Genomic DNA, 13515 nt, shown 5'->3' on the forward strand with positions numbered 1-13515 from the left:
CATGGTCAGGACGAGTACCAAGCTTCAGGTCATCGCGTTCCTCGTGGTGAGCGTGCTCGGCATCGCCTACGTCGCGGTCCGCTACGTCGGCCTCGGCGACCGGCTGCTCGGCCGCGGATACCTGGTGCAGGCCGACTTCGCCGACGCCGGCGGCATCTTCCCGAACGCCCCGGTCACCTACCGCGGCTCGCCGGCCGGCCGGGTGACCGCGGTGCGGCTGCACGGCGACGGCGTACGCGTGGAGCTGCGGCTCGGCGGCGACGTGCGGGTGCCGGCCGCGCTCCGGGCCGTGGTGACCCAGCGCTCGGCGGTCGGCGAGCAGTACCTCGACCTGCGCCCGGAGCGGGAGGGCGGCCCGTACCTGACTGACGGCTCAGTCATCCCGCGGGACCGCACCGGCACCCCGGTCGCCGCCGAGACGTTGCTGGCCAACCTCGACGCGCTGGTCCGCTCGGTCGACCCGGACGACCTCGCCGTGGTCATCGACGAGCTCGGCACCGCGTTCGAGGGAAACGAGACCGCGCTGCGTACGATCCTCGACGCCAGCGACGCGCTGCTGACCGACGCGACCGCGAGCCTGCCGGAGACGGTCGCGCTGATCCGGGACGGGCGCACGGTCCTCACCACCCAGGCCGAGTCGGCCAGTGCGATCCGCGAGTGGGCCGACGGGCTGGCCAAGCTCTCGGCCACCCTGCGCGGGTCGGACGCCGATCTGCGGCGGCTGCTCGCGGTCACCCCGCCGGCCGCCGCCGAGCTGGTCACGCTGCTGCGCGACCTCGAGCCGACGATCGGCACGCTGCTCGGCAACCTGGTCTCCACGGGCGGTGTCGCCGCCCGCCGCCTGCCCGGCATCGAGCAGATCCTAGTCGTGTACCCGCTCGTGGTGGCCGGCGGCTTCACGGTCACGCCCGGCGACGGCACCGCCCACCTCGGACTGGTGGTCAACCTCGACGACCCGCCGTCCTGCAAGTACGGCACGTCCACCACGTGCGCCCCGAACGGCCGGGCGCGCGGGTCGGGTGTGCGCAGCACCGCCAACGCACCCCGTCCCGGCGGCGGCGACCCCGCTCCGCCGGCCGGCTACGACCCCGCGACCGGCCTCGTCACCGCCGCGGACGGCAGCCCGTTGCGCTTCGGCGCGACCGGCGGCCAGGGGCGGCTCGCCGGCGACCAGTCCTGGAAACAGCTGCTCCTTGCTGGCCTGGCTCCATAGCCATTCCCGTCAGTCTCGTCAGGGAGGCGTCTCATGCCAACGCGCGAAGAGCGCACGCTCAAGCTGGTGAAGGGGAGCGGTGGCACGGTGACCCGCCGCCGCGCGGTCGTGCGCCGGATACCTCGTACCGAGGAGGATCCGGTCGAGCTGCTCGGCCGCCTGGACGAGGAGCCGGTGCTCGATACCCCACCGGCACGCCGCCGCCGTCCACGGTGGAGCGTCCTGCTCGCCTGCGGGGTCCTGGCGCTCGCCCTCGTCGCCGCCGTCCTGGGCGGCTACCGCTGGTACGGCGACCGCGCGCTGGACCGGGCGCACGAGGCCGCGCTCGCCGCCGCCCGGCAGACCGCCGTCAACTTCGTCTCGGTCAGCGCGTCCAGTGTGGACCGCGACCTGCAGCGGATCGTGGCCGGCGCGACCGGGGAGTTCAAGGACGAGTTCGTGCGCGGGCAGGCCCAGGTGCGCGCCGCGATCGTCGAAAACAAGGTGGAGTCCACCGGCACCGTCCTCCGCGCCGGCCTGATCTCCGGCGACCGCCGCTCGGCCGTGGTCCTGGTCGCGGTCGACGCCACCGTCAAGAACGTCAAGGCGCCCGACGGCCGGCCCTCGCACTACCGGATCCAGGTGGACGTGACCCGCGACGGCGACGCCTGGCTCGTCTCCCGGCTCCAGTTCGTGGGATAGGAGTGGTCCACATGAGACTCTTCCACAAGGTCGGTACGCTCCCCGCGCTCGCCGTCGCGGCCGCGCTGGCCGCCGGTGTCGCCGGCGCCTCCTGGTGGAGCCACTTCCGGGCCGACCAGCGCGAGACCGCCGTACGGCAGTCACTCGCCGCCGCCGCGCCGGCCGCCAAGGCCATCTTCTCGTACGACTACCGCACCTTCGACACGAGCGTCGCCAACGGGCGGCTCTTCGTCACCGGCGGCTTCGCCGACGAGTACGCCCAGACCACGGCCGCGCTCAAGGAGACCGCGGTGAAGGAGCAGGCCGTGGTGGTGGCCGAGGTCTCCGCGACGGGCGTCGTCGAGGCCGCCGGCGACGAGGTCGAGCTGCTGCTCTACCTCAACCAGTACCGGCGCAACGTCAACACCGCCGGCGAAAAGGTCGACCAGAACCGCGTCGTGCTCACGATGGTCGCCGTCGACGGCGAGTGGAAGGTCGCCAAGGCCGCCGCCATCTAGAGTCCTCAGGGGTGATCAAAGCTCCCCTCACGTCGCTAGAACGACGTGACGGGAGCTTCGATCACAGGGAGGGCACGGCAAGCGTGGCGGTCGGGACCACCACCACGGCGTCGAACGCCTCGGCGAGCGGTGTTCGCATGTAGTCGCTCTGGCTCCGGATGCGGTCCAGCCCTTCGACCGCCGCCGGTGCCCGCCTCAGGTCGACGAGGCCGAGCCGCACCTCGGCGGCGAGCGCGGCCGCTTCCACGCTGCCCGGCTCCGGCGGCGGGAGCGCCGCGTCGACCACGGCGAACCCGGCCGGCGCGGAGCTGTCCAGCCGCATCTCGGCGGTGCGGTCGGCGGTGCTGGTGACCGCGATCGGCAGGTACGCCCCGCCGAGCGCCCGGTCGAGGTGCAGGCCCATGGGGAGCGTGGTCAGCACGCCGCCGTACGAGACGGGGGCGCGCTGGATGTGGTTGTTGTGCGCGGCGAGCACGATCCGGGTCTCCGGGTCGCCGTGCTCCAGGTGCCAGCGCACCGAGTCGGCCATGAACCGGTCGCGCACGGACATGTCGCCGGGCAGGCCGGTCCCGGTGAAGAGCCCGTTCATCGCGCGCAGCATGTAGTCGGCGTGCCCGGCCGCTTCGAGGCGGCGCAGCGCCACGTCGTAGTCGTGCTGGCCGCCGCGTTCGACGTAGAGCGGCCGCAGCCCGCGAAACCGCAGCAGCAGCCGGGCCAGCGCCGCGGTGAGCGCGTCCTGCTCGGCGGTCGCCAGCCCCGCCCAGGCGGGGGCGGCCGAGGCGCCCGACTTGCCGGCGAACTTCTCCGCCGTGGCGATGGCGGCATCGAGCGCCGGGAGCGCGTCGGCGTCGACGTCCCGCAGATACTCGGCGACCGGTTGCAGCGCGGGCAGCAGCGAGCCGCCGGCCTCGGGGATGTCGATCCCGACGAAGCGGACCGGCCGGCCCGAGCCGGTGGTGAGCCCGCGCAGGTGCCGCAGCAGGTCGCCGGCGCCCCAGGCGGCCGCCGCCTCGCTCACGGTCGCGAGGTCGACGCCGGCGCCGTCCCGTACCCACCGGTCGAGCGCGAACCCCTCGCTGAAGCCGAACTCGAACGCGAAGGCGGTGAAGCCGCAGCGCTCGACCAGGAAGCGCAGGATCCGCTGGCGGGCCTGGGTGAACTCGCGGATGAAGTGCGCGTTTTCGCCGATGGCGACGACCCGGGCGGCGCCGACGACGTCCCGCAACGGCTCGAGGTCGTCGAGCGGGCCGTCGGGGTCGAGCGTGTCCAGGTGTACGACGTTGTCGCGCAGCCAGTCCACGAACGCGCCGGCGCCAGCGGTTGGTTCGGACATGTCCTCGATGCCTCCCGGGTGGACGTGCCGACAAGTCAACCGCCCGGCGCGGGGCCGCGCACGGCAATTTCGAGACCGCCCCGTGGACCCGCCCGCTAGCGCGGTGGCCACCAACGTTCACCGGGTGACCGGCGCCGGTCACCCGGCGCCGGCGAAGCCGGCAAAGTTGGTGGCCAGGGCCTAGCGCTGAGCGGAGGCGAGGCCGTCGCGCACGCCGGCCGCGTCGAGGTCCGTCGTGTACACGGGTGAGCCGGGCTGCTGCCGCCAGCTGTCGTCGAGGCCGCCGCCGTCGATCGGGTCGAAGCCGAGCTCCTCGACCAGCCCCATCACCGTCCGCTTGGCGTTGGCGTCGTCGGAGGCGACCGGGAGCGCGATGCGGGCCGGGTCGCCGGCCGGGCGGCCGTCGGCCAGCAGGTGGCCGGCCCGGATCGTGTTGAACGCCTTCACCACGGTCGCGCCCGGCAGGTGCTCGGCGGTCCAGCCGCTCGACGTCGCCGTCTTGCCGACCAGCGGGCCGATCTGGCCGTCGCGCTGCGGGTAGTAGTTGTTGGCGTCGATGACCACCTTGCCGCGCATGGCCTCGGCTGGCAGGTCCGGGACCGCCCGTACCGGCGTCGCGATCATCACCAGATCGCCGGACTCGGCCGCCTGCCGGGCGGTGGCGGCGGTGGCGCCGGTCTCCGCCGCGAGCGGGGCGAGCGTCTCGGGGCCGTGCGAGTTACCGACCGTGACCTGGTGGCCGAGGGCCTGGAGGCGGCGGGTGAGGGTGCCGCCGATGTTGCCGGAGCCGATGATTCCGATCTTCATACCGGTATGGGTTCCCCGGGCCCGCCGCGCCTACCGTGCCGGCGTGTGATCGATCAGACTCCGCGCGGGCAGCAGGCTCTCCGCGCAGTCCACGATCGTCGCCGTGGCCGGCCGAGGCGTGAAGCCGAGCATGCGCTGGGCCTTGGCACCGCTGAACGTCAGCTGCCGCCCGAGCAGCGGGGTCAGCGCGCGGAGGTCCGGCACGAACCGGGCCAGGGCGCGCACGACCCCGTCGGGTACCCCTCGTCCCGGGACCTTGCCCGCGCGGTCGCCGAGATGCTCGCGGAGGGTGCGGGCGATGTCGGCCAGCCACATGAACTCGCCGCCGGCGATGAAGCGTTCACCGGCCGCCTCGGGGGCGGTCATCGCGCGGATGTGGAGGTCGGCGAGGTCGCGTACGTCGACGATGGTGAAGCCGAAGCGGGGCAGCAGCGGCGGGCGGCCGGCCAGCAGCCGGCCCACGATGTCGACCGAGCTCGCGTTGCCCCGGGACAGCACCGGGCCGAAGATCGCGACCGGCAGGATCGTGGTCAGCGTGGTGCCGCCCGCGCCGGCCTGGGCGGCCATGAAGTCCCAGGCCGCGCGCTCGGCGAGGAGCTTGGAGCGGCGGTACGGGGTGAGGCCCGGGCCGGTCGGGTCGGTCCACACCGTCTCGTCGCTCACGCCGCGCCCGTCCGAGGGAGTCGCCGCCGCGGTCGAGGAGGTCATGACCACCCGCTTCACGCCAGCGCGCGCGGCGGCGGCCAGTACCCGCAGGGCGCCGTCGCGGGCCGGGGCGACCAGGGACTCGTCGGTGCCGCGGCCGTCGCCGCCCAGCGGGGAGGCGACGTGCAGCACGTAGTCGCAGCCGGCCACCGCCGCGTCCCAGTCCTCGTGGCGGGTGAGGTCGGCCACGGCGAACGACAGCCCCTCCCGGCCACCGGCCGCCGCGCGGACGGCGGACTCCTTGGCCGGGTCGCGGATCGTCGTCCGGACCGCGTATCCGCGGTCGAGCAGTCCGGCCACGCACCACCCCGCCACGAACCCGGTCCCGCCCGTGACCAGCACAGTTTCGGTCATCTCACGCCTCACTCAGTTGTGCGGGCCGACCGCGCACCGGCGGCGGCTAGGTATACAGCTGTAGACTAGCGCGGGTACGATGTGATGTCTACAAGCGTAGACTTGGAGGGCGGATGGCAGCGGGGCGCAAGCGGGACGCGGCGGCCACGCGTTCGGCGATCCTGGCCTCGGCGCGGCGGGCGTTCGCGCGCAGCGGCTACGACGGTGCGGGCGTGCGGGAGATCGCCGAGGGCGCGGGCGTGACGGCGATGATGGTCAACCGCTACTTCGGCTCGAAGGAGCGGCTCTTCGCGGCGGTGATCGCCGACGTCATGGCCGGGCCGAGCATCCTCACGCCGGAAAACCTCGACGCGGCCGACCTCGCCGCCCGCATGGCCGCGATCCTCGTCGACATCACCAAGGCCGGCGACACGCCGCTCGACGGCTTCCTCATCATGCTGTACTCGGCGTCGAGCGAGCGCGCCGCCGATATCGGCCGGGAGGAGATCGAGCGGCACTACCACCGCACGCTGACCGCCGCCCTGCCCGGCGACCTGGCCGCCGAGCGGGCCGGCGTGCTGCTCGCGATCGTGGCCGGCATGCAGGTCATGCGCCAGATGATCGGCCTGCCCGCCCTGGCCGGGGCCGACCCCGAGGTGCTCCGAAAGCTCCTGGAGCCCGTCTTCGCGCAACTCCTCTCGAAACCCTTTCAACACAAGGACTGAGCGCCACGGCTCGTCCGTCGTGGTCCCGCGCACCCGCGCCGCGCGCACGACGAGCACCAGCGGTACTGGAAGTACGTTATGGCGCCCTCATAAGGTATCTGGAGTACCGCTGGTCGCGGACCCGCCCGGATCCAACCCCGAAAGAGATTTGGGCTACCGCGATGTCCGTGGTGGTCCGGACCGTTGCTCCCGCGGCCTCACTCTGCGCGGTCGGCGGTCTTACCCCGGCCCCTGCGGGGAGCCGTGAGCGGTCTTGGGGTTATGACACTTCACCACCGCGCCGCCGGGCGGGCGGATGTGTGTGCGGGAGGCTCTGGAGCTGCCCCGTTTGTGCGTGCGGCTCGTGCAGCTTCCCCGTGGGCGGTGACCGCGACGTCAGCGCGGACCTCGCGCCTGGGCTGGGCTTGGGGCGTGGAGCCGGCAGCGGAGGCCGGGGATTTCGGCGAGCGCCAGCGAGCCGCCGGCCGTAGCGGTGCCCGCGGGAGCAAACGGCCCGCAGCTGGCGCGGGCGGGGGCAAATCCCGTCGGTAGAAACGCCGGGACGTGCCGCACCCCCCCTCCCCAGAGCCCATCACCCTGACTCAGATCGTCTGCGGGCGGGGAGCGCGGCGGGGTCGTCTGCGGCGGGTCAGGGGCGGGGCGGAGCGGTGCTCGCCCGGACCACCAGGCGGGTGGGCACGAGCGTCGTGCCCGGCTCGGTGGTCTGGTGGCGGATCTGGCGCAGGACCGCCTGCACGCAGAGCCGCCCCACCGCGGCGAAGTCCTGGTGGACGGTGGTCAGGGGCGGGATGAACGAGGCCGCGTCCGGGATGTCGTCGAAGCCCACGACGCTGACGTCGTCGGGCACCCGCCGGCCCCGCTCGTGAAACGCGCGGAGTAGGCCGAGCGCCATCTGGTCGTTGGCGGCGAAGACCGCGGTGCACTCCGGGTCGGCGGCCAGCTCCAGCCCGGCGTGGTATCCCGACTCGGCGGACCAGTCGCCGTGCCGCACCTCCGGGACGGGCCGCCCGGCCTCGGTCAGGATGGCCCGCCACGCGTCGGCGCGGCGCTGGCTGGCGAAGGACCCGGCCGGCCCGGTCAGGTGCCAGACCGTGCGGTGGCCGAGGTCGAGCAGGTGCCGCACGGCCTGCCGGGCGCCGTCGGCCTGGTCGGTGTCGACCACCGTGTACCGGTCGCCGGCGTCCGAGTCGACCACGACGACCTGGGCGCCGGGCGGCAGGGTCACGGTCACGGCGTCGAGGAGGTGCACCTCCATGATCACGATGACCCCGTCGACGGCGAGCTCGCCGAGCCGGGTGAACGCCCCGAGCAGGCCGTCCTGGGTGGGGGAGGCGACCGGGATCAGCGTGATCGCGTACCCCTCCTCGGCGGCGTGGCTGGCGATCGCCTCCACGGTGCGGCTGTTGCCGGTGGTTGCCAGCGTGAAGAGGGTGACCCCGATGGTGCGGAACTCGCCCCGCTTGAGCGCCCGGGCCGCGCTGTTGGGCCGGTAGCCGAGCTGCTTCATCGCGGCGAGCACCTGCTCGCGGGTGGAGCCGACCACGCCCGGGTGGCCGGTCGAGACCCGGGAGACGGTCTGCGAGGAGACGCCAGCCAGCCGCGCGACATCGGCCATCGAGACGCCGCGCTTGGGTCGCTGGCGCGGCGGTGGCTTCTGCTGCGTCACCGGCAGGGCCTCCGGGAGTCGGGGTTGACGATCGCCTGACGGCGGTGACACTATCACCGCGTAATGTTTGCGTAAACATTGCCGGCTTGACCCCTCGTTAGCGGCGTGTTTGCGCAAACATCGAGACCTGACGTATGGGGTTGGCATGGCAGTGGCGCGGGTCGCTACCGGGCGCGGTGTCGCGCGGCGCAGATCGCTGGTGGGCTGGGGCTTCGTCGGCCCGTTCCTGGCGGTCTTCGCGCTCGTCTTCCTCGCCCCGATCGGGTACGCGATCTACCTGAGTCTGTTTCGCAACCGCCTCATCGGGGGCAACTCCTTCGTCGGGCTGGACAACTACACGCAGGCGTTGCAGGACTCCCAGTTTTGGTCGGCGCTCGGCCGGGTGGCGCTCTTCCTCGCCGTCCAGGTGCCGATCATGCTGTTCCTCGCGCTGCTGGTCGCGCTCGCCATCGACAGCGGCCGGCTGTACGGGAAGAGCTTCTTCCGGGTCACGATCTTCCTGCCGTACGCGGTGCCGGCCGTGGTGGCCACGCTGATGTGGGGCTTCATGTACGGCACCCGCTTCGGCCTGATCGGCAACATCAACGACGCGCTCGGCGTCACGCTGCCCGACCCGCTCTCCCCGGACCTGGTACTCGCCTCGATCGGCAACATCGTGACCTGGGAGTTCGCCGGATACAACATGTTGATCTTCTATTCGGCCCTGCGGGTCGTGCCGGTCTCGCTCTACGAGGCGGCCGAGATCGACGGGGCCGGCCAGTTTCGGATCATCCGGGCGATCAAGCTGCCGGCCATCCGCGGCGCCCTGGTGATCGCCACCATCTTCTCGGTGATCGGCAGCTTCCAGCTCTTCAACGAGCCGAGCATCCTGCAGGACATCGCGCCCAACGCGATCACCACCTACTTCACCCCCAACCTCTACGCGTACTCGCTCTCCTTCTCCGGCCAGCAGTACAACTACTCGGCCGCCGTGGCGATCGTGATGGCCGTGGTCACGATGGTGATCGCGTACGTCGTGCAGCTACGCGGCATGCGGAGGGAGGGCCAAACCGGAATCCGGGTCGAGCGCCGTCGTGGTCGTCCGCGGCCTCCAGCCCTACTCGGAAGGTCCCGTCGATGACCACCTCAGTGCGTGCTCCGCTGGCTCAACCCGGGGCCGCCAAGGCCGGCCTCACGGTGCGGGCCAGAGCCCGGCGCGGGCGGCGGCGCAGCCTCACGCTCACGATCCTGACCGGCATCGTGCTCGTGTACAGCCTGATCCCGCTGGTCTGGCTGGTCGTCAACTCCACCAAGACCCAGGCCGGGCTCTTCGACTCGTTCGGCCTGTGGTTCGACGGCGACTTCGCGCTCTTCGGCAACATCGCCGACACGCTCACCTACGACGACGGCATCTTCCTGCGCTGGCTCGGCAACACGCTGCTCTACGTGGTCCTCGGTGCCGGCGGGGCCACGTTCCTGGCCGTCCTCGGCGGCTACGGCCTGGCCAAGTTCGACTTCCCCGGCAAGCGGGCGGTCTTCGCGGTCGTCATCGGGGCGGTCGCCGTGCCGGGTACCGCCCTCGCGGTGCCCACGTTCCTGATGTTCAGCCGGCTCGGGCTGACCAACACCCCGTGGTCGGTCGTCATCCCGTCGCTCGTCACGCCGTTCGGCCTCTATCTGATGTGGACGTTCGCGGCGGAGGCGATCCCGGACGAGCTGATCGAGGCGGCCCGGGTCGACGGGGCCGGCGAGTTCGGCACGTTCTTCCGGATCTGCCTGCCGCTGCTCGCTCCCGGCATCGTGACCGTGCTGCTGTTCAGCATGGTCGCCACCTGGAACAACTACTTCCTCCCGCTGATCATGCTGAAGAACCCCGACTGGTACCCGCTCACGGTCGGCCTCAACTCCTGGAACGAGCAGGCGGGGACCGCCGGTGGCGAACCCGTCTTCAACCTCATCATCACCGGTTCGCTGCTCACGATCCTCCCGCTGCTCGCCGCGTTCCTGCTGCTGCAGCGCTACTGGCGGTCGGGCCTGGCCGCCGGCAGCGTCAAGCAGTAACGCCCACGAAGGGATCCCCCATGAGAAGAAAGACCTTACGGATAGCCGCTCTCGCCACCGCCACCCTGCTCGCCCTGGCCGCCTGCGGCTCCGGCGACGACGAGGGCTCCGGCTCCGGCAGCGGCGGCACCACCGTCTCCGAGGCCGACGTGCAGGCCGCGCTGGAGAAGGGCGGCAACCTCACGGTCTGGGCCTGGGAGCCGACGCTCAAGGACGTCGTCGCCAAGTTCCAGGCGAAGTACCCGAACGTGAAGGTCAACCTGGTCAACGCCGGCACCGGCAACGACCAGTACACGGCGCTGCAGAACGCGATCGCGGCCGGCAGCGGCGTGCCGGACGTGGCGCAGATCGAGTACTACGCGCTGCCGCAGTTCGCGCTCGCCAAGTCCGTCGACGACCTGAAGGCGTACGGGGCGGAGGGCCTCGACGGCACGTTCACGCCGGGGCCCTGGGCGTCGGTGAACACCGCCGGCGGCGTCTACGGCCTGCCGATGGACTCCGGCCCGATGGCCCTCTTCTACAACAAGGAGGTCTTCGACAAGCACGGCATCAAGGTGCCCACCACGTGGGCCGAGTACCTGGACGCGGCGCGCAAGCTGCACCAGGCCGACCCGAAGGCGTACATCACCAGCGACACCGGTGACGCCGGCTTTACCACGAGCCTCATCTGGCAGGCCGGCGGCAAACCGTACAAGGTGGACGGTACGAACGTGACGATCGACTTCGCCGACGCCGGGTCGACGGAGTTCGCCACCACGTGGCAGCGGCTGATCAGCGAAAAGCTGCTCGCGCCGATCGCCGGCTGGAGCGACCAGTGGTACCAGGGGCTGGGCAACGGCACGATCGCCACGCTGGCCACCGGCGCGTGGATGCCGGCCAACTTCGTCACCGGTGTGCCCGGCGCCTCCGGCAAGTGGCGGGTCGCCCCGATGCCGCAGTGGCAGGCCGGCGGAAACGCCAGCGCGGAGAACGGCGGAAGCTCGCTCGCCATGCCGGCCAAGGGCGGCAACAAGGAGATCGCGTACGGCTTCGTCAAGTACGCCAACGCGGGTGAGGGCGTGCAGACCCGGCTCGACGGCGGCGCCTTCCCGGCCACGACGGCGGAGCTGAAGTCGGAGAAGTTCCTCAGTACGGAGTTCCCCTACTTCGGCGGCCAGAAGGCCAACGAGATCTTCGCGAAGTCGGCCGAGCAGGTCGTCACCGGCTGGTCGTACCTGCCCTTCCAGGTGTACGCCAACAGCATCTTCAACGACACCGTCGGCAAGGCCTACGTGTCCGGCACGACGCTCCAGGATGGACTGAACAGCTGGCAGCAGGCCAGCGCCAAGTACGGAACGGACCAGGGATTCAGTGTCAAGTGAACCAACGTGGCCCGGCGCCGTCACGGCGCCGGGCCGCTGGTTGCGGTGGCCCGGCGGCGGCGAGCCCCGGATGGCGTACGGCGCCGACTACAACCCCGAGCAGTGGCCGCGGCACGTGTGGGACGAGGACGTGCGGGCGATGCGGGCCGCTGGGGTCAACATCGTCTCGCTCGCCATCTTCTCCTGGGCCCGGATCGAGCCGGCCGAGGGGGAGTACGACTTCGCCTGGCTCGACGACATCATGGACCTGTTGCACCGCAACGGGATCGCCGTCGACCTCGCCACCGCGACCGCCTCGCCGCCGCCGTGGCTGAGCAGCAAGCACCCGGAGATCCTGCCGGTCGACCGCACCGGCGCCACGCTCTGGCCCGGCGGGCGGCAGCACTGGCGCCCCACGTCGCCGGTCTTCCGGGCGCACGCGCTGCGGCTGGTGCGCGCGCTGGCCGGCCGCTACGCCGACCATCCGGCCCTGGCCGCCTGGCACGTCAACAACGAGCTCGGCTGCCACAACGTCTACGACTACTCGGACGACGCGGCCCACGCGTTCCGGGACTGGCTCCGCGCCCGGTACGGCACCGTCGAAGGGCTCAACGCCGCGTGGGGCACGGCTTTCTGGGCCCAGCGGTACGGCGACTTCGCGCAGGTGCTCCCGCCCCGGCAGGCCGCCTCGTACCCCAACCCGACGCAGCAGCTCGACTTCAAGCGCTTCTCCTCCGACGCGCTGCGCGACCACCTGCGCGCCGAGCGGGAGATCCTGCGCGCGGCCACGCCCGAGGTGCCGGTCACCACGAACTTCATGGTGATGGGGGAGACCGCCGGCATGAACTACGCCGACTGGGCGTCCGAAGTGGACTTCGTCGCCAACGACCACTACCTGGTGCCGGGGCCGCAGGGGCAGGACGAGCTCTCGTTCTCGGCCAACCTCACCGGCAACCTCGCCGGCGGGCGGCCGTGGTACCTGATGGAGCACTCGACCAGCGCGGTCAACTGGCAGCCGGTCAACCTCGCCAAGCGGGAGGGTGAGCTGGCCCGCGACTCGCTCACGCACGTGGCGCACGGGGCGGACGCGGTCTGCTTCTTCCAGTGGCGGCAGTCCGCCGCCGGCGCCGAGAAGTACCACTCGGCGATGGTGCCGCACGCCGGCGAGGAGAGCGAGGTCTTCCGGTCGGCCGCCGATCTGGGGCGTACCCTGGCCGGACTCGCCCCGGTCGCGGGCGTGCCGCGGCGGCCGGCCCGGGCCGCGATCCTCTTCGACTGGGAGTCGTGGTGGGCCAGCGAGCTCGACTCGCACCCGAGCTCGCGGCTGCGCTACCGGCAGGAGGCGCTCGACTGGTACTCGGCGTTCCTCGCCCTCGGCATCCGCGCCGACGTGCTGCCGGTCGCCGCCCCGCTCGACGGGTACGACCTGGCGGTCGCGCCGATCCTGCACGTGGTCCCGGCGCCGCTGGCCGGGCGGCTGTCGCAGTACGTGGCCGGCGGCGGCCACCTCGTGACGACGTACTTCTCCGGGATCGTCGACGAGAACGACCACGTGTGGCTCGGCGGCTACCCGGGCGCGCTGCGCGAGCTGCTCGGCATCCGGATCGAGGAGTTCGGCCCGCTGCTCGACGGCGACAGCGTGGTACTGGACACCGGCGCGACCGGTACACTGTGGACGGATCGGCTCGACGTCACCGACCCGGCCGTGGAAGTGCTCGCCGCGTACAAGACCGGCGAGTACGCCGGCCGCCCGGCGGTCACCCGGCGCACGGTGGGCGCCGGCTCGGCGAGCTACGTCTCCACCCGCCTCGGCCCGGCCGGCCTGGCCCCGCTGCTGGCCCAGCTCGCCGGCGCGGCCGGAGTCCACAGTGAACTGCCCGAGCCGTTGCGCGGCCGGGTCGAGCTCGCCATCCGGGGCAACCACTGGTTTCTGGTCAACCGCACCGACGAACCGGTCGAGCTGTCCGGCGTGCCCGGCCAGCCGCTGCTCGGCGGCGAGGTGCTCCCACCGCGCGGCGTCGCCGTCCGGGCTGTGTAGCGTACGGGGCGTTCCGGGGTGGCCCGGCCGGCGCGGGGCCCTGGCGCGGCGGCGGGGCCCGCCGGCGGGCGGGGGGCCCACCGGGCCGGGGTGGGTGCGGGGGGGGGCGGGGGCGCCCGGGGCGGCGGGCCCCCGGG

At 72.4% G+C, this 13515-nt stretch carries 12 protein-coding genes; 8 read left to right on the forward strand and 4 right to left on the reverse strand.

Going from position 1 to position 13515, the window contains the following annotated elements:
* Position 1 precedes the first annotated feature (1 nt).
* From RB614_RS07750 to RB614_RS07760, 3 genes are read left to right on the forward strand one after another with little or no spacing between them, the layout of a single operon-like run.
* Complete coding sequence (locus RB614_RS07750) at positions 2-1213, forward strand: MCE family protein (protein WP_308711691.1); 1212 nt, start codon at positions 2-4, stop codon at positions 1211-1213.
* A gap of 33 nt (positions 1214-1246) precedes the next feature.
* Complete coding sequence (locus RB614_RS07755; protein WP_308711692.1) at positions 1247-1894, forward strand: hypothetical protein; 648 nt, start codon at positions 1247-1249, stop codon at positions 1892-1894.
* Between the two features lie 11 nt (positions 1895-1905).
* On the forward strand, positions 1906-2391 hold the full coding sequence (locus tag RB614_RS07760; protein WP_308711693.1) for a hypothetical protein: 486 nt from the start codon (positions 1906-1908) through the stop codon (positions 2389-2391).
* 61 nt (positions 2392-2452) lie between these two features.
* Here the strand turns inward: RB614_RS07760 and RB614_RS07765 are convergent, their stop codons facing one another.
* The 3 genes from RB614_RS07765 to RB614_RS07775 all read right to left on the reverse strand — a co-directional run bounded on the left by RB614_RS07765 (position 2453) and on the right by RB614_RS07775 (position 5590).
* Positions 2453-3724 (reverse strand): erythromycin esterase family protein, encoded by a 1272-nt coding sequence (locus RB614_RS07765; protein WP_308711694.1) that lies wholly within the window; start codon positions 3722-3724, stop codon positions 2453-2455.
* A gap of 180 nt (positions 3725-3904) precedes the next feature.
* Positions 3905-4531 carry an NADPH-dependent F420 reductase gene (locus tag RB614_RS07770; protein WP_308711695.1) on the reverse strand — a complete coding sequence of 209 codons (627 nt, stop codon included), beginning with the start codon at positions 4529-4531 and terminating at the stop codon, positions 3905-3907.
* A gap of 30 nt (positions 4532-4561) precedes the next feature.
* On the reverse strand, positions 4562-5590 hold the full coding sequence (locus RB614_RS07775) for an NAD-dependent epimerase/dehydratase family protein (protein ID WP_308711696.1): 1029 nt from the start codon (positions 5588-5590) through the stop codon (positions 4562-4564).
* 113 nt (positions 5591-5703) lie between these two features.
* On the opposite strand from RB614_RS07775, the gene RB614_RS07780 reads away from it, so the two are divergent.
* Positions 5704-6294, forward strand: coding sequence for a TetR/AcrR family transcriptional regulator (locus RB614_RS07780; RefSeq protein WP_308711697.1), 591 nt, complete (start codon positions 5704-5706; stop codon positions 6292-6294).
* Between the two features lie 628 nt (positions 6295-6922).
* Here the strand turns inward: RB614_RS07780 and RB614_RS07785 are convergent.
* Complete coding sequence (locus RB614_RS07785; protein ID WP_308711698.1) at positions 6923-7960, reverse strand: LacI family DNA-binding transcriptional regulator; 1038 nt, start codon at positions 7958-7960, stop codon at positions 6923-6925.
* Between the two features lie 145 nt (positions 7961-8105).
* Between RB614_RS07785 and RB614_RS07790 the strand changes: the two genes are divergently transcribed.
* The 4 genes from RB614_RS07790 (at position 8106) to RB614_RS07805 (ending at position 13378) form a co-directional block, all read left to right on the forward strand.
* Positions 8106-9080 carry a carbohydrate ABC transporter permease gene (locus RB614_RS07790; RefSeq protein ID WP_308711699.1) on the forward strand — a complete coding sequence of 325 codons (975 nt, stop codon included), beginning with the start codon at positions 8106-8108 and terminating at the stop codon, positions 9078-9080.
* Positions 9077-10000 (forward strand): carbohydrate ABC transporter permease, encoded by a 924-nt coding sequence (locus tag RB614_RS07795; RefSeq protein WP_308711700.1) that lies wholly within the window; start codon positions 9077-9079, stop codon positions 9998-10000. The genes RB614_RS07790 and RB614_RS07795 overlap by 4 nt, the downstream gene beginning before the upstream one ends.
* Before the next feature lie 20 nt (positions 10001-10020).
* Positions 10021-11361, forward strand: a complete 1341-nt coding sequence (locus RB614_RS07800; protein WP_308711701.1) for an ABC transporter substrate-binding protein — start codon at positions 10021-10023, stop codon at positions 11359-11361.
* Between the two features lie 70 nt (positions 11362-11431).
* A complete protein-coding gene (locus RB614_RS07805) occupies positions 11432-13378 on the forward strand; it encodes a beta-galactosidase (RefSeq protein ID WP_308711702.1) in 1947 nt (648 codons plus the stop codon).
* Positions 13379-13515: the final 137 nt, after the last annotated feature.

The organism is Phytohabitans maris (genome assembly GCF_031085175.1).
Classification (GTDB): domain Bacteria; phylum Actinomycetota; class Actinomycetes; order Mycobacteriales; family Micromonosporaceae; genus Phytohabitans; species Phytohabitans maris.